General features: G+C 67.0%; 18 protein-coding genes. 12 read left to right on the forward strand and 6 right to left on the reverse strand.

Annotated features, from left to right (window positions below):
- On the forward strand, positions 1-333 hold the full coding sequence (locus ACJJV6_RS04910; RefSeq protein WP_009358341.1) for a DUF202 domain-containing protein: 333 nt from the start codon (positions 1-3) through the stop codon (positions 331-333).
- A gap of 15 nt (positions 334-348) precedes the next feature.
- Here ACJJV6_RS04910 and ACJJV6_RS04915 read toward each other — a convergent pair whose 3' ends face one another.
- The gene (locus ACJJV6_RS04915; RefSeq protein WP_035752999.1) at positions 349-747 is read right to left on the reverse strand and encodes a hypothetical protein; all 399 of its coding nucleotides are present in this window, start codon (positions 745-747) and stop codon (positions 349-351) included.
- A 94-nt stretch (positions 748-841) separates the two neighbouring features.
- Between ACJJV6_RS04915 and ACJJV6_RS04920 the strand changes: the two genes are divergently transcribed.
- The 3 genes from ACJJV6_RS04920 to ACJJV6_RS04930 all read left to right on the forward strand — a co-directional run bounded on the left by ACJJV6_RS04920 (position 842) and on the right by ACJJV6_RS04930 (position 3,589).
- A complete protein-coding gene (locus ACJJV6_RS04920) occupies positions 842-1,078 on the forward strand; it encodes a DUF2630 family protein (RefSeq protein ID WP_009358343.1) in 237 nt (78 codons plus the stop codon).
- 69 nt (positions 1,079-1,147) lie between these two features.
- Complete coding sequence (locus ACJJV6_RS04925) at positions 1,148-1,942, forward strand: carbon-nitrogen hydrolase family protein (RefSeq protein ID WP_407710073.1); 795 nt, start codon at positions 1,148-1,150, stop codon at positions 1,940-1,942.
- Between the two features lie 324 nt (positions 1,943-2,266).
- Entirely contained in the window at positions 2,267-3,589 is a 1,323-nt protein-coding gene (locus tag ACJJV6_RS04930) for an ammonium transporter (RefSeq protein WP_354177007.1), read from the forward strand.
- 27 nt (positions 3,590-3,616) lie between these two features.
- On the opposite strand, the gene ACJJV6_RS04935 is transcribed toward ACJJV6_RS04930, so the two are convergent.
- Positions 3,617-4,231, reverse strand: a complete 615-nt coding sequence (locus ACJJV6_RS04935; protein WP_009358345.1) for a PadR family transcriptional regulator — start codon at positions 4,229-4,231, stop codon at positions 3,617-3,619.
- 180 nt (positions 4,232-4,411) lie between these two features.
- Here ACJJV6_RS04935 and ACJJV6_RS04940 point away from each other — a divergent pair, with 180 nt between their 5' ends.
- Positions 4,412-6,583: a transglycosylase domain-containing protein gene (locus tag ACJJV6_RS04940; RefSeq protein WP_009358346.1), complete on the forward strand. Its 2,172-nt coding sequence runs from the start codon at positions 4,412-4,414 to the stop codon at positions 6,581-6,583.
- 248 nt (positions 6,584-6,831) lie between these two features.
- Positions 6,832-7,371 (forward strand): GNAT family N-acetyltransferase, encoded by a 540-nt coding sequence (locus ACJJV6_RS04945; protein WP_354177010.1) that lies wholly within the window; start codon positions 6,832-6,834, stop codon positions 7,369-7,371.
- Here ACJJV6_RS04945 and ACJJV6_RS04950 read toward each other — a convergent pair.
- Positions 7,368-7,961, reverse strand: coding sequence for a DUF1992 domain-containing protein (locus ACJJV6_RS04950; RefSeq protein ID WP_009358347.1), 594 nt, complete (start codon positions 7,959-7,961; stop codon positions 7,368-7,370). The genes ACJJV6_RS04945 and ACJJV6_RS04950 overlap by 4 nt on opposite strands.
- Positions 7,962-8,085: 124 nt before the next feature.
- Between ACJJV6_RS04950 and ACJJV6_RS04955 the strand changes: the two genes are divergently transcribed.
- Together ACJJV6_RS04955 and ACJJV6_RS04960 are read left to right on the forward strand one after the other, a co-directional pair.
- Positions 8,086-10,446 carry a beta-galactosidase gene (locus ACJJV6_RS04955; RefSeq protein ID WP_407710074.1) on the forward strand — a complete coding sequence of 787 codons (2,361 nt, stop codon included), beginning with the start codon at positions 8,086-8,088 and terminating at the stop codon, positions 10,444-10,446.
- A gap of 65 nt (positions 10,447-10,511) precedes the next feature.
- On the forward strand, positions 10,512-11,045 hold the full coding sequence (locus tag ACJJV6_RS04960) for a PaaI family thioesterase (RefSeq protein WP_407710075.1): 534 nt from the start codon (positions 10,512-10,514) through the stop codon (positions 11,043-11,045).
- 43 nt (positions 11,046-11,088) lie between these two features.
- On the opposite strand, the gene ACJJV6_RS04965 is transcribed toward ACJJV6_RS04960, so the two are convergent.
- On the reverse strand, positions 11,089-11,586 hold the full coding sequence (locus ACJJV6_RS04965; protein WP_407710076.1) for an SRPBCC domain-containing protein: 498 nt from the start codon (positions 11,584-11,586) through the stop codon (positions 11,089-11,091).
- 12 nt (positions 11,587-11,598) lie between these two features.
- On the reverse strand, positions 11,599-11,931 hold the full coding sequence (locus ACJJV6_RS04970; protein ID WP_009358351.1) for a metalloregulator ArsR/SmtB family transcription factor: 333 nt from the start codon (positions 11,929-11,931) through the stop codon (positions 11,599-11,601).
- Positions 11,932-12,032: 101 nt separating this feature from the next.
- Here ACJJV6_RS04970 and ACJJV6_RS04975 point away from each other — a divergent pair, with 101 nt between their 5' ends.
- Complete coding sequence (locus ACJJV6_RS04975) at positions 12,033-12,785, forward strand: hypothetical protein (RefSeq protein ID WP_407710077.1); 753 nt, start codon at positions 12,033-12,035, stop codon at positions 12,783-12,785.
- A 13-nt stretch (positions 12,786-12,798) separates the two neighbouring features.
- Here ACJJV6_RS04975 and ACJJV6_RS04980 read toward each other — a convergent pair whose 3' ends face one another.
- Entirely contained in the window at positions 12,799-13,533 is a 735-nt protein-coding gene (locus tag ACJJV6_RS04980; protein WP_407710078.1) for a GAF and ANTAR domain-containing protein, read from the reverse strand.
- A gap of 100 nt (positions 13,534-13,633) precedes the next feature.
- Here ACJJV6_RS04980 and ACJJV6_RS04985 point away from each other — a divergent pair, with 100 nt between their 5' ends.
- The 3 genes from ACJJV6_RS04985 (at position 13,634) to ACJJV6_RS04995 (ending at position 15,596) form a co-directional block, all read left to right on the forward strand.
- Positions 13,634-14,353: a GAF and ANTAR domain-containing protein gene (locus ACJJV6_RS04985; RefSeq protein ID WP_407710079.1), complete on the forward strand. Its 720-nt coding sequence runs from the start codon at positions 13,634-13,636 to the stop codon at positions 14,351-14,353.
- Between the two features lie 9 nt (positions 14,354-14,362).
- Positions 14,363-14,695, forward strand: coding sequence for a hypothetical protein (locus ACJJV6_RS04990; RefSeq protein ID WP_009358354.1), 333 nt, complete (start codon positions 14,363-14,365; stop codon positions 14,693-14,695).
- Between the two features lie 172 nt (positions 14,696-14,867).
- Positions 14,868-15,596 (forward strand): GAF and ANTAR domain-containing protein, encoded by a 729-nt coding sequence (locus ACJJV6_RS04995; protein ID WP_407710080.1) that lies wholly within the window; start codon positions 14,868-14,870, stop codon positions 15,594-15,596.

Consider the following 15,596-nt stretch of genomic DNA (forward strand, 5'->3'; position numbering starts at 1 on the left):
ATGGCACGTTCCCGCCCCGGTCCCCACGGTGATCCCGGCCTGCAGCCGGAACGGACCAGCCTTGCGTGGGGCCGCACCATGATGGCGCTGGTGACCGTCAGCGCAATTTTCCTGCGATGGCTTCCGGCGCACGGATTCCCCATCCTGCTGCTGTTCGCAGTTTCCTCGGCGGCCGCACTGGCTATCTACCTCACCCAGCGCCGGCGCTACAGCACCAGCTCCCATGGCATAGCCAGGGAAAACGTCGACGCCGACATCACCGCAGTGCTGTGGACGGCCTTCGCTGGGGTTGTGCTGGGCGCCTTGGGCATCGGCGTGGTCCTCGCCGCCTAGCTGCCGGCGTACGTTTCAGAACATCGGCAGGACAAAACCGGCCAGCAGGGCCACCGCCCCGATGCCGGTCAGCACGCGGCCCAGCACCGCAGCCGTCCGGCCGGCCTCCTCCGGCTCCGCAGTCTGCCATTGGGTGGGACGCTTCGGATGGTAGTAAATGGGCAGCGTATCGCCCTCGGAAAGGTGCTTGATGTCGTGCGGCGACATGGGTGCCCGGTGCACCTGCTGCTTCCGGTCCAGCCAGCGGAAACCCACGCCGGTGCTGTCCGAGTACACCACGGCGTCGGCCACTGCCCAGGGGTGCACGAAGCGGCGGAGGAACCCGGTGTAGAACAGCAGGCCCAGGCCGGTGGGCAGGCACATCCAGGTCAGCATTTCCAGGATTGGACCTGCCATATCGAGCACAGTGGGCATGAACCTGATGGTACCGCGCAGGGGGTGGTGGGTTCTGCAGCGACTACGTACCCTGAGGGGACCAGAGGGACCTGCAAGGGAATGAGGGGAAACCGTGAACGATCAGGATATTTTGGCGCGCATCCAGGCCCTGGTGGAGGAGGAGCATTCCCTCCGCGAGGCGGCGGGCGACGGCCAGGTGCCGGACCAGGCCCGGCTTAAGCAGGTGGAGGAAAGCCTGGACCAGTGCTGGGACCTGCTGCGGCAGCGCAGGGCCAAATCGGAGTCCGGGGAGAACCCCAACGAGGCCGAGGCGCGGCCCGTCAGCGAGGTGGAGGGCTACAAGCAGTAGCTCGCTAAGCTGGGGATGCCCCCCGCCTAGCGCGCACCTGCCCCGCGGGCACCAGATTGGAGTTCATCCATGCGTCTCGCAGTCGCTCAGATCGTCAGCAGTGCTGACCCGGCAGCCAACCTGGAACTGATCCGGGACTACGCCGCACAGGCCAAGGCGGCCGGCGCGGAACTGGTGGTCTTTCCCGAGGCGGCGATGCGGGCTTTCGGCCACTCCCTGCGGGACATTGCGGAACCTCTGGACGGGCCGTGGGCCGATAAGGTCCGAAGCATCGCCAGGGAGCTGGAGATCGTGGTGGTGGCGGGGATGTTCACTCCCGGGAAGGACGGCCGGGTCCGCAACACCCTGCTGGTAACCGGCCCCGGCGTGGACACGTCCTATGACAAGGTCCACCTTTTCGACGCCTTCGGCTTCACGGAGTCCAAGACCGTGGACGCCGGGGAAAGCCCCGTCACGTTCGAGGTGAACGGAACAGTTTTCGGCCTGGCCACGTGCTACGACGTCCGGTTTCCGGCACTGTTCACGGCCAACGCGAAGGCCGGGGCCCAGGTGAACATCGTGTGCGCCTCCTGGGGTGCCGGTGAAGGGAAGGCGGAACAGTGGGACCTCCTGATCCGCGCCCGGGCACTGGACAGCACCACCTTCGTGGTGGCCTGCGGCCAGGGCGACCCCGAGACCATCGGTGCGGGACCGGCCGGCAGCGCCCCCACCGGCATCGGCCACAGCGCCGTCATCTCCCCGCTGGGCTCCGCCCTGGCAGCGCTCGGCGGCAAGCCCGAACTCGCCGTCGTGGACATCGATCCCTCCTCGGTTGACGAGATTCGCGCCAAGCTCCCGGTCCTCACCAACGCCCGGCAGTTCTAGCCAACAGCAGTGAGCCGCCGTTCACGGACAGGAAACGTGGCGGCAGGAAGCGTTCGACGGCGTTCCTCACCTTCTCCCCCGGCACTTCCCCGCCGTTCCGGGCCGGGAGAGCCGTGCACGCCTTTTCCCGCGCAGCCGGAAGGGTGCCCGTTAACACGGCGGAAACATCTTCGACACGCGAACTTCACGCCGAAGCGGTTTGTGTAACCTCGCCGCAACTTTCCAGGGCGGTAACCGAAACACAGGCAACGAAAGATTGGTCCCCGGGGGAATTGCCGGGACGTCAGGATCGTCCCGGGAGGATCTTGCGCGAAGGGACCGCTGGTGGAAATTTCTGCCCAACACGTCTGGCTGATGATGTCGGCCGCCATGGTACTGCTGATGACTCCGGGACTGGGTCTTTTCTACGGCGGCATGACGCGCGCCAAAGCGGCCCTCAACATGATCATGATGAGCTTCATTTCCGCCGGCATCGTCGGGGTGGTGTGGGTCCTGTGGGGCTACTCGATGACCACCGGCGACGGCGTGCTGGGCCTCTTCGGCAACCCCTTCACCAGCTTCGGACTGCAGAACCTGATGGGCTCCCCGGACCTGATCAAGGCTGGTTTCAGCTCCACGTTCGCCATCATCACGGTGGCCCTGATCAGCGGCGCCATCGCGGACCGGGCGAAGTTCGGCGCCTGGGCGCTGTTCGTGCCGCTGTGGATCACGGTGGTCTACTGCCCGCTCGCCTACATGATCTGGGGCGGCGGCCTCCTGAGCCCGGGCGGTGCCCTCACCGCCATCTTCGGCCAGGTCATCGATTTCGCCGGCGGCGCCGTGGTGGAGATCAGCTCCGGAACAGCAGCCCTGGTCCTCGCCCTCATCGTCGGGCAGCGGCACGGCTTCGCCAAGGACCCGAACCACCGCCCGCACAACGTGCCTTTCATCATGCTGGGTGCCGCCATCCTCTGGTTCGGCTGGTTCGGCTTCAACGGCGGCGCCGCCACCACCGCGGAGCAGGCAGGCCTGATCTGGGTGAACACGCTGGTTACCCCGGCCGCGGCCATGCTGAGCTGGCTGGTCACGGAGAAGATCCGGCACGGCCACCCCACGTCCCTGGGTGCGGCATCAGGCGTGGTGGCCGGGCTTGTGGCCATCACCCCGTCCTGCGCCAACATCAGCCCGGTGGCCGCAATCGGCCTGGGCCTGGTGGCCGGTGCGGCCTGCGCCGTCTTCGTCGACCTCAAATACCGGTTCGGCCTGGACGACTCCCTGGATGTGGTGGGCGTCCACCTCGGTGCCGGGCTCATCGGCACCCTGGCACTTGGCTTCATCGCCCTGCCCGTTGACGGCCAGGGCGGCGGACTCTTCTACGGCGGCGGCGTCCAGCAACTCATCGCCCAGACGGCGGCCGTCGTCGTCACCATGCTGCTCTCCGGACTCGGCACCCTGGTCATCGGCCGGGCGATCAACAAGACCATCGGGTTCCGGGTCAGCCACGAAGCCGAGACTGCCGGCGTGGACCTGTCCGAGCACGCAGAGAGCGCCTACGCCTTCGGTGAGCTGGGCGCCGGGTTCAACCCGCTCCGGTCTGGTTCCGCCGACCCCCACGGTACAGCCGGGAACGCTGTTGGACAGCGGGCCAAGGAAGATTCCTTCGCCTAGGGTGCCGAGCCGCCGGGCTTCCCTGTCCTAGTCCGCCAGGATCTTGTACAGGGCCCGGCGGGTTTCATCCAGCTTTTCGATGGCTGCCGCACGCTGCTCCTCGGAGACGCCGCTGCGGAACTGGTGGATGACGCCCATCAGCTTGCCGATGCTCTGGTGGAATTCCCGGTCCGAGCTGTCCGGGCCGGCGTTCCACGCATTCTCCATTTCCTCGGCGTGCTCTGCAACGTAGGCCCTGCCCGCGTCGGTCAGGGCAAACTCGGTGCCGCGCCCTTCGCTCAGCGCCTCGATGAGGCCCTCGTCCACGAGCTGCTGCAGCGTCGGATAGATGGACCCGGGGCTCGGGCGCCAGGCGCCGTCCGTCTTTTCGGCGATGGTCTTGATCAACCCGTAACCATTCGACGGAGACTCGGCCAGGAGCGAGAGGATGGCCGCGCGGACATCGCCGCGGTTAGCCCGCCTCGGACCGCGGCCGAAGCCCGGACCAAAACCGGGCACGAAGCCCGGGCCGAAACCGGGTCCAAAGCCCGGGCCGGATCCGCCGCCGCGGTGGCCGTGCGGCCCGCGGTGGCCCCTTCCCCGTTCAAACCTGCCCCTGCCGGCTTCGCGGTGGGGGAATTTTTCGTCAGAAACACCCTTCATGATGGATCGTCCTTTCCAAGGAAGTCGTTTTCACTGACCTCTTCAGCGATAGTTAACGATATGTCGGTAACTATCGCCCGTCAAGGAACAACTGTGACCAAATCCTGATCTGCCTGGCTCTGGAAGACCCACCTACCCGGGCGTAGTCTTTTCACACCTCCAAGCTCCGAGGGCTGAAGAATGGCGAAAAAACGGAAGCGCAGGCGCGGCGAAGGCAGCGCCGTGGGACGAATCCTGGGGTTCCTGGCCGCGAGCGCCATGTGCGGCGTCCTGGTGGCCAGCCTGGTGGTCCCGGCAATAGCCGCCGCAGGATTCGGCGTCAGCAACTCCATCGGGTTCTTTGAAAGCCTGCCCGAGGAGCTGACCGTCGAGCCGCCGTCGCAGTCCACCAAGGTGCTGACCTCCGACGGCCAGACGATTGCCACGTTCTATGCGGAGAACCGCGTCCGGATTCCGCTGGACCAGATGTCGCCGTACATCAAGGACGCCGTCATCGCCATCGAGGACAGCAGGTTCTACGACCATGCCGGCGTGGACCCGCAAGGCATCCTCCGTGCAGTAGTGGCCAACCTGACCAGGGGCGAGCAGCAGGGCGCTTCCACCATCACGCAGCAGTACGTCACCAATGTCATCAATGAGTCGCGGGTGTCGCAGGACCGGCCTGACGAGGTGGTCCTCAGCGGCCAGAAGGACATGGGCGACAAGCTGCGGGAGATGAAGCTCGCCATCGCCCTGGAGAAGAAGTTCAGCAAGGAGCAGATCCTTGAGGGCTACCTGAACATCGTGTTCTTCAACAGCGACGCCTACGGCATTGAGGCCGCCGCACACTATTTCTTCAGCACCACCGCCAAGGACCTCACCCTCCCCCAGGCGGCTTTGCTGGCCGGACTGGTGAACAGCCCCACGTTCTACAACCCGGCCATCAACCCGGACAAGTCCATGGCCCGCCGCAATCAGGTACTGGGCGAAATGCTCACACTGGGCAAGATCACCCAGGCCGAGCACGACCAGGCGGTTGCCACCCCGATTGAACTCAAGATCAGTCCGGAGCGGCAGGGCTGCGCGAACGCCAGCATGGCCCCATACTTCTGCGACTACGTCTCACACCTGATCCTGAACAATCCAGCCTTCGGCCAGAATGAGGCCGAACGCCAGCGAAAACTGTATCGCGGCGGCCTGACCATCATCACCACGCTGGACAGCCGGTTGCAGGCCGCTGCCCAGGCGCAGGTGGACGGCACGGCCGGGGCCAACCCCGACCGGTGGGGCGCCGCGCTGGTCACGGTCCAGCCGGGAACCGGCAAGATCCTGGCCATGGCCCAGAACACGGTGTTCCTGGCGGAGCCGGGCAAGTTCGACACCCACCTGAACTTCAATGTGGATGCCAAGGATCCCCAGGGCAACAACCTGAATGGTGCGGGCGGGTTCCAGACCGGTTCCACCATGAAGCCGTTCACGTTTGCCCAGTGGTTGAACGAGGGCAAGCCGCTGACAGCGGAGGTGGACGCCTCACGGCGCGTCTATCCGCTGGGCTTCCCGTGGCGGTCGAGCTGCGGCAGGGTGCTGGGCGCCTACAGCACGGCGCAGAATAACCCCGAGCTGGGCGCCGCGGATGACCTGCAGAATTCCGAAGAGGGCTTCTACCGGAAGATGCCCATCAACTATGGCCTGTACAACTCCATCAACACGGCCACCTTCGCATCAGCCGCGCAGCTGGATTTCTGCGGCATCCAGAAGATGGTGGACAGCGTGGGCCTGCACAACGGGCTGGACGGGTCGCCGATCAACATGCACCAACTGGGCAACCTGCTCGGTGCCACCAACGTGGCTCCGCTGCATATGGCGAACGCTTTCGCGACCTTCGCCAATGACGGCCGCTACTGCGCCCCGATCGCACTGGTAGAGATCACCGACGCAGCGGGCGGCAAGCTGCCGGCGCAAGGAGTCGAGTGCCGGGATGCCGTCAAGCCGGACGTGGCGCGGGGCGTCAATTCGGTGCTGCAGGACGTGCTGGTGAGGGGTTCGGGTTTCTGGATCAACCCCAAGGTCCACGACAAGTGGCCGACGGCCGCCAAGACCGGCACGTCCAACAACAACGGGGCAACCTGGATCGTCGGTTACACGAGCGGGCTGTCCACCGCCTCCTTCTTCGGGGACCCCCTTGAAAGCCAGAAACGCCCGGGCCAGAACGTCACCATCAACGGGACGTTCTACCCGCGGCTTGACGGCTACATGATCGCAGGACCGCAGTGGGCGAACTACATGCTGAAGGTGGCGCCGCTGTACCCGGCAGCACCCTTCCCCGGCCCTCCGCCATCGATGATCGGGCCCAACCCCACACCCAAGCCCTGAGTCCCAGAACTCTACGTCAGTCATCCAGGGGACCGGCCTTACCTGGTACCTGGACGGAGTTCTACACTGCTGCCCGCTTCCGGGCTTGTCCCGAGGCGGATCTACCCAGAAGCGCAGTTCCCGGCAGTGGGGGTGCGGTGGAGTGGTAGGTGTGGCCTGTTGGGGTGCGGGTCTGGACGGTGTGCCGGAGGCCGGGCAGCGGGAGTGGTTTTGCCGACCAGCCGCCCAAGCCGCGTCGCTCTGCCACAATGAACGGCGTGAAGAGCCTCGAAACGGAGCGGCTGATCCTCCGCCAGTGGGAACCGGAGGATGCCGGTTTTGTGCTGGATCTCTACTCCCGGTGGGAGGTCCAGCAGTTCATCGGCAATCCGCCCCAGGTCATGACGGACCTGCAGCAGGCGGAAGAACGGATCCGCGTGTGGCGGGCGACGGACCACCCTGGCCATGGAGCCTGGTCCGTTCAGATCAAGGCCACCGGGGAGTTGGCCGGAGCGCTGCTCCTGAAGTCCATTCCGGCGTCGGGCGGTTCACTTCCCCTGCAGCCCTCCGGGGACACTGAAATCGGCTGGCATTTCCACCCCGACTACTGGGGCCACGGCTATGCGAGCGAGGCGGCGGCCGCGGTCCTCGCGTATGCCTTTGACAGCGGCTTGCGGAAGGTAGTGGCAGTGACGGCGCCCGCCAACACCGCGTCACAGAAGGTTTGCATCCGGATCGGACTGGTTCACAAGGGGCAGACTGGGCGCTACTACAACGCCCTCTGCGAGCTCTTCGAGCGCACTGCCTAGCCGGCGCCCTTCCACAGCTTCTGCCACCACGAGCGCGGAGCTTCAGGCTCCGGCGCCGGCTCGACGGTCCGGGAGGCGCGCCGCTGCCGCCAGCGGACCACTTCCTCTTCGACATCCCGCAGCCTGGTGATGACCGGTGGGCCGCCCTGCAGCTGCCGCCGTGCATCGACCACCCGGCGGTTGAAGTCCTGCAGGATGTCGCGGACCTGCTGCTCGGTGTATTGGGCATCAAGTTTGGCATCCAGCTCCGCATCCTCGGTGCGCAGGAGGATGGCCGGCGGGCCGAGGCCGCTGATGTTCTCGCGCTGGAGCAGGCCCTTGACCCACCAGTCGGGATCGTACGACTCACCCAGCCCCGGGATGGGCTTGCCGGCGTACTTGAGGTTGTCGAACTTGCCCTGGGCCATGGCGTCCCGGACCAGGTAATCCGCCCTGGCGGCATCGCTTACCTTGCGGCGCTTTTCCCGTTCCTTCGCTTCCAGGGCATCAAGGGCGGCTTCCTCCTCGGCGCTGATGCCGGCTCCCCGGTAGGACCGCACCTCGGCGGCGCGCTCCAGCCGCTTCCGGAATTCCCCGGACCCGCTTCCCATCCTGCCACCGCCTTCCGCAGCCAACCCCGCCACTGCTACAAGTATTTCGAAGCCCTCCGGACGGTTCAACGCCTTCGCCAGCACAGGGCAAGAAAACGCTTCCCCGATATGCGATACTTCCAGCATGCCCGATCCTCTGAAACGTTCCACTTCCGTCCTGCGCGCCACCCACGCACCCTGGGACGGGCCGCTGGTCCGGCCCGCAATGAGCAACACGGAGGAACGCCACGAAAGGTTCCGGGTCACCAGCCGATACGTGGAGCTGGGCGGGAAGCCGGCGATCCCGGTGTCCGGCGAGCTGCACTACAGCAGGGTTCCCCGCGCGCGGTGGGAAGAGCGGCTGCGGCTGATGAAGGCCGGCGGAATCACAGTGGTGGCCTCCTACACGTTCTGGATCCACCATGAGCGCACCGAGGGCAAGGTAAGTTTCGACGACGGCCTGGACGTGGCAGCGTTCGTCCGGCTGTGCAGGGAGGTCGGTCTGGACGTGGTGCTGCGCGTCGGGCCCTGGTGCCACGGGGAGGTCCGGAACGGCGGATTTCCGGACTGGGTCAAGGCGGCGCCGGCGCAGCACCGCACCAATGATCCCGCCTACCTGGACCTGGTAGGGCGCTGGTTCGGCTACCTGGGCGAGGAGCTGGCCGGGCTCCTCGGGCCGGACAGCAACGTCATCGGAATCCAGCTGGAAAACGAGCTGTACGACCAGCCGGACCACCTCACCGAACTCAAGAGGCTGGCAAGGAACGCCGGACTGTCCGCGCCTGTGTGGACGGCGACGGCGTGGGGCGGCGCCGAGCTTCCCGACGGCGAGGTCCTGCCCCTGTTCGGCGGCTACGGCGACGGCTTCTGGGTGGACGCCGATGCACCGTGGGACCCCACCTTCCGCGAGCACTACTTCTTCAGCCACACCTGGGACGATCCGGGCATCGGCGCGGACGTCCGCGGGCAGCTGGGAACCCGCGCAGCCGCAGCCCCGCGGACGCCGTCGGCCCTTTTCCCGCCCGCCACCTGCGAGCTCGCGGGGGGCATGGCCACCGCCTACCAGCGCCGGCCCTGGCCTCAGGGCCTGGATGTGGGTGCGGTGGCGCACAACAAGATCGGCAACGGCTCGGCCTGGCAGGGTTACTACATGTTTGCCGGCGGCATGAATCCGGCCGACGGACTGCAGGAATCACAGGACACGGGCTACCCCAACGACCTCCCCCGGTTCGACTATGACTTCCATGCGCCGATCGGCGCCTCCGGGCGGCCGGCGTCCAGTTTCGCCGCGCTCCGGAAGCAGCACGCCTTCCTGGCAGCGTTCGGCGGGCGCCTTGCCCGGATGCCGTCCTCTTTGCCGGATGTCATGCCCGCAGGAGTGGAGGACGCCACCACCCTTCGCTGGGCGCTGCGCAGCGACGGCAGCACGGGCTTCGTCTTCATCAGCTGGCACCAGCCGCATGTCCCGCTGCACACCTACCGCGGCGCGCAGTTCGAGGTAACGCTCGACGGCGGAGCGGTCACCTTCCCCGCCGTGCCCGTGAACATCCCGGCCGGAACTCTCGCCCACTGGCCCGTCAACCTGGACGTGGCCGGCGTGACCCTTGAGTGGGCCACGGCCTCCCCGCTGACCCTGCTCGAACCGGCCCCGGGAGTAACGGGCGGCCGGCCCACCCTGGTCCTCGCCGCCGAAGCCGGCATTCCGGTGGAGATCCGGTTCGCCGCCGGCACGGACGCCAGCGGTTCGGCTGCCGGCAGCGGCCGCACCGCCCGGCTTCAAGGCGACGAGCCGGAGGTGCTGACCGCGAAGGCGGGGAACGCCGTCGCAGACATCCTGGTCCTTCCGGCCGAAGCCGCGGACACGGCGTGGGTCCTGGAGAGCGCACGCGGCCGCGAGCTGGTCCTCTCTGCCGGGCAGCTGTGGCTGGACGCCGGCGGACGCCTTGCGGGACGGTCGGCGGAGCGGCCGGACGTTCTGCGCTACAACCTGAACACCCGCACGTTCGACGCCGTCACCACGAACCACACCAGCCCAAGGCAGGGCAGGATGTCGGTTGAAGCGGTCCTCGTCCGCGAAGCCGGCCCCGTTCCGGCATCCTATGGGGAAGCCGCCAACCGCGCGGCCGCACCCGGGCCGCCCGTCATCGACAGCCTGGCCCGGGAGTACACCCTGGAACTCCCCGCCGGAGCCTTCCCCACCGGCCACGAGGAGCTCGAGATCCGTTGGGCCGGTGACGTGGCCCGCATCCTGGTGGACGGCGTGCCGGTGGCCGACCGTTTCTGGGACGGCTCCCCTTGGATTCTGAACGTGGCCGACGGCGGCATCCGGCCGGACCCAGGCGGGCCCGCCCACGTCACGCTGCAGATCCTGCCTCTGTCCCCGCTGGCCAAGGTCGGCATGCCGGCAGAAGCGCGGCAGCGGAGGGAGGCCACGGCCGGGGACCTTGCGGCGCTGGATGCCGTCCACCTGGTGTGCTGGATGGGGTGGCACGAAGCTGCGGACTGAACTGCCGGCCAGACACCGCAGCGCCTAAGCTGGCACAAAACGCGGCCACTGCAGAGGAGAAGCCCATGGACACCAGCGGGCAGCCGGAGCGCTCGGAGACCTTCAGCTGGACGGACCCGAAGGTGGGACTGAAGCACCTCCCGACCATGTCCGGGCTGGACTTCCTCTCCGGCATGCGGGACGGCAGCATCCCGCGTCCGCCCATGGCATCGCTCATGAACCTGCGCCTGCTGGCGGTGGAAAGCGGGCGGGTGGAGTTCGAGTGCCGGCCCGGCGAGGCGCACTACAACCCGCTGGGCGTGGTGCACGGCGGACTGGCCTGCACGCTGCTGGACACGGTAGTGGGGTGCGCGGCGCACAGCACGCTGGCCGCCGGCTTCGGCTACACCTCGATCGACCTGTCGGTCAGCTACCTCCGCCCCATCACGCTGCAGCATGCCGTGCTGCGGGCGGAAGGAACGGTGGTGAAATCGGGGTCCCGGGTGATCTTTGCGGAGGGCCGCGTCCTCGCCCCGGACGGCGGCCTGCTGGCCACCGCCACCAGTTCGCTGCTGGTTTTCGCCGCCGCCGCACCAACACAGGCGGCACCCAAGGCATAGCGTACGACGGCGGGACGTCCCGCCGTCGTACGCTATCGCTCGGTCAGGCGTTGGCGTGCTCGGCGAGGATGCCGTCCATCTGGCCGACGGCCTCCTTCAGGCCCTCTTCCATGCCCATCGCCACCATCTGTTGCAGCTGTTCTTCGGACTCGAAGGTGGACAGCATGGTCATCCGGGTCCGCTCCCCTACAGATTCCAGGGTGACGGCAGCATGGGCACTGCCCATGTCTCCGGTCGGGTTGCCGTCACTGTCAGCGAAACCGTCGTTGAACTCGAGCCGGCGCGGCGCCTCAATGCTGGTGAACTCCCACCAGCCGTGGGACTTCTCCCCTTCGGGACTCGTCATGTAGTAGCTGGCCTTACCGCCCGGGACGAACTCATGCTTGTAGAACGTGGCCGGGTAGGTGGGCGGACCCCACCAGCGCTCCAGCTGGCGCGGGTCTTCGAAAAGCTGCCACACCCGCTCCACCCCCGCCTCAAACTCGGCAACGAGCGTCATGCTCAGGGCCTCGGGATTCGTGTCCATACTGATGACTGTCATGGCAATGCCTTCCTAACCTTCAGCGAGAATGTCGGCCATCCGGGCGGCACGCTGCCGCCAGATTTGTTCATATTCGTCGAGCAGCCGCCGGGCTTTCTGCAGGCCTTCATGATCACCCCGCACAATCTGCTCCCTTCCGCGCTTTTCCTTGGTAATCAGGGATGCACGCTCCAACACCGCCACATGCTTCTGGACTGCGGCGAAACTCATGGCGTAGAGGGCTGCGAGACCCGAGACCGAGTACTCGCCGCCCGTCACCCGCCGGACGATGTCGCGGCGCGTCGAGTCGGCGAACGCCTGGAAGAGGCGGTCAAGTTCGGTTTCGCGAAGCTGATCTACAACCATTTGGTTGTAGGTTATTCCTGTCCGGCACCGGGGTCAAGGGGTTTTCCCCCTCTTTTGTGGCCTCGGTCCACGGCCAGGGCACGACGGGTAGGTTGAAGCGCATGAGCATTTTCCTCGCCGGCGCCGGGCCGGACCCGTTGGCCTTTCCCGAAGTGTTCGACCGTTTTGCCGGGGAGGTGGCGCGGAAACCGGGTGCTACCCGCTCCGCGACGATTGCCGTGGTGGTCCACGACCGGGGCGGGAACCCCGCAGGCCGGTTGGCCGAGTATGTTGAGCCGCTGCGTGCACTGCTGCCGTTTGAGCCGGTTCCGGTGCTCCTCGGCGGTGCCGGCGCCGTGGACCCCGGGCTGTTCGACGGCGTGGATGCAGTGGTGGTGGGCGGCGGGCTGACGCCGGCCTACCTGGAAGGCCTCCAGCCCGCGATGGCGGCACTCACCCGGACAATTGCACGCGGCGCCTCCTACCTTGGCTTTTCCGCGGGTGCCATGGTGGCGCCGGAACGCGCGCTGATCGGCGGCTACCGGGTGGATGGCACCGAGGTATGCGGTGAAGAGTGCTCCGAGGGGCTGGACGCCCTGGACATCCGGAGCGGTCTCGGCCTTGCCCCCTTCGCCGTGGACGTGCATGCCGCACAGGCCGGAACACTGGGGCGGGCGGTAGGTGCCGTGGCAGCAGGGCTGGTGGAGCGGGCTGTTGCCATCGACGAAAACACCGCCCTTGTCCTGCCCCGGACGGGATCGCAGGACTTCGAGGTCATCGGCAGCGGCAACTGCTGGGACGTCCGGGCACACGCGCCAGGTGACGCGCAGGCGGCCGGCGCATCCGCCGTCGTTTCCGTCCTGCGGGCGGGCTGACGGCCCGCTGCTGCTACCCGTCGAAGTGGGTCTGGATGCTGTCGCCGGAGAGCTGTTCGATCAGTTCGGTGGCAACATCACGCAGCTTGCGGTTGCGGTTGCTGGAAACCTTGGTGAGGATGTCCATCGCCTCGGCCTGGGAGCAGCGGTTTTGCGCCATGATCACGCCGCAGGCCAGGTTGATGGCGGTCCTGCTCTCCAGCGCCGCCTCAAGGTCCTCCGCCCGGTTCTGGGCGGTGTTGATCCGGACGGACAGGTGCAGCGTGTTGTGGGCTGCCGCAGCAAACCCCACGGCCTTTTCATAGACGTCAGCGGTGAAGGCTCCCGGCTTGGTGGCAAAGAAGTTCAGGGCTGCGCGGGCGTCGCCGCTGATCTCCAGCGGCACGCCCAGGGTGCTGTGCACGTTGGCGGCGGCAAGCGCCTCGTTGTAGGCGGGCCAGCGCGGGTCCTTGGAGACGTCGTCGATCATGACCGACGACATCTCGCGCAGGGCCCGGATGCAGGGACCGTCCCCCAGGCTTTGCTCCACGTGGTCGAGGTCCAGGGCGCGCTGGCTGCTCCCGGCCGCTGTGGCCGGCCGCCGGCGGAGCTGGAGCGTCACCGCGCATTCGATCTGGTCGTCGGCAGCTTCGGACACGGCCGCTGCCGCCAGGCCGGAAAGTCCGGAGAGGAATTCCACCGCGTTCTCCGCGCCCACCAGGATTTCCTGCAGCTGCTGTATTGACTCGTTATCTGCAGAACTCGACATGGGGACATCTTACTGGCCGCCCGGAAAAAGGAGCCGTGACGTCCGGGGAAACGTAGCCCCCTCCCGCAGGGCGGGGAACGGCTTGGCATATGCTGGGCGTATGGCGCAGCAACTACCCTTGGACGAGCTCAGCACGATTATTGCTCGCATCCAGGGCCTGCTGCTGACGGAGGAAAAAGTGACCACGGCGGTCCAGCTCCTGGCCAGGGCGGCGAAGGAATCGGTGCCCGGAACCATCGGCGCCGGCGTTTCCCTCCTGGATGCCCGCGGCCGCCGGACCAGCAGCGGCTACACGGACGGCATTGTGGAAAAAGCCGACGCCGCCCAGTACGAATACGGCGAGGGCCCATGCCTGACGGCCTGGGCCTCGGAGAAGCCGGTCCTGGTCCAGGACGTACATACCGATCCGCGCTGGACCGGCTGGCGCAACGCCGTCCGGGACCTGCCCGTCCGGGCCGTTGTGAGCGCCCCGCTGATCGCCGGCAAGGAAGCACTGGGCGCCCTGAAGCTGTACGCAGCCACCCCAGCCACCTACGACGACTCCAGCGCCAGGCTGCTGCAGCTCTTCGCCGGCCCGGCCGCCACCCTGCTCTCGCATGTGCAGGCCAGCGAGGCTCCAAAAAGGATGACCGAAGGCCTGCAGCTCACGCTGAACACCCGGGATACGGTCAACCAGGCATGCGGCGTCCTCATGGAACGGCTGGGCGTTTCCCGCGATGCCGCGCTGCAACAGCTGCTCCGGCAGGCCAGGGAGCGGGCCAATACCCTGCAACAGGTCTGCGAGTCTGTCCTGGCCGGGACGCCAGCATCCGGAATCTAGGCACCGCCCATGGGCTTCGATCCAAATGAACCGGAACAACGGCGCCGTCTCCGCGCAGCACTGCGGGCAGCGGACATCAGCGTCTCCGAACTCTGGCTTAAATACTTCAGCCTCTCCGGCGATGCCGGGGAATATGAAGTGGAAGCCTACTTGCAGGGACTCCTGTCCCTGCCCGCCGTCCAGCGGGACCTGCTCGCGTTGGCAGCCAACGAAATGATCGACGAACTCCCCCGGCCGCGTGCTCCATATTCGGACGACTTCGACCGCGAAGCGGAAGAGCTGGACAACCGGGATGAGTCCGGCGGGGCCGCTGGCGGGCGCGCTGCAGAGGCGGACGAATAGCAGTCGCCGGACGGGGGCGCCGTATCGGAAAGCCTTGCACAAGCGTAGTGTCGAAGGTAGGAGATTTCGGGATGGCAAGAGGATCCGGAGGTTGAATACAGGGGCCAGTCCGCAGTAAGCGCGGCAGCCGACAGCCAGGGCAGAAGCTGGCGCAACCAGGAATCGGGGCCTTATGGCCGGGAATGATGCGCTGACCACAGCTGAGGAATACCAGGACCTGCTGCTGGAAAGCGCAGGGTTTGCTGAATTCCTCCTGGGGCTGGCCGCAATCTCCGCCTCGCAGATCGCCGACGGGACGGCGCCGGTGCTGTGCACCATCACAGTGGAGCGCGACGGCGCCCCCTCCACCGTTGCCAGCAGCACCGAGGAGGGGCGGCGGCTGGACGAGACGCAGTACGTGGCCGACGCCGGCCCCTGCCTGACGGCGGTCCGGCAGCAGACGGTGGTGCTGATCGACGACATCGATGCCGATACGCGCTGGGGTTTGTACGCCAGGGCGGCCCTCCAGCAAGGGGTGCATTCGATGATGGCGGTGCCGATACCCACGGATTCCCCGGCCAGGGCTGCACTTAACTGCTACGCGCAGCGGGCACATGCATTTGACCAGCGGACCGTACGCCGGGTGCAGGGGCACGCCCAGTCCCTGTCCCGTATCCTCCGGCTGGCCCTGCGGCTGCACGCGCCCGAAGCCTACACGGGGCACCTTCGGAATGCCCTGAAATCCCGGGCAGCGGTGGACGCCGCCATTGCACTGATCATGCTGCAACACCGCGGCGGTCGCGAGGATGCCCTCGAACTGCTCCAGGTGGCCGCCAAGTCCAGCGACCGCCGGATCCAGGACATCGCCAGGGACATTGTGGACGGAGGAAGCTTTTCCGCCGCCCGGCTGGATGGAGGCTAG

The organism is Arthrobacter nitrophenolicus (assembly GCF_045833485.1).
Taxonomy (GTDB): Bacteria; Actinomycetota; Actinomycetes; order Actinomycetales; family Micrococcaceae; genus Arthrobacter; species Arthrobacter nitrophenolicus.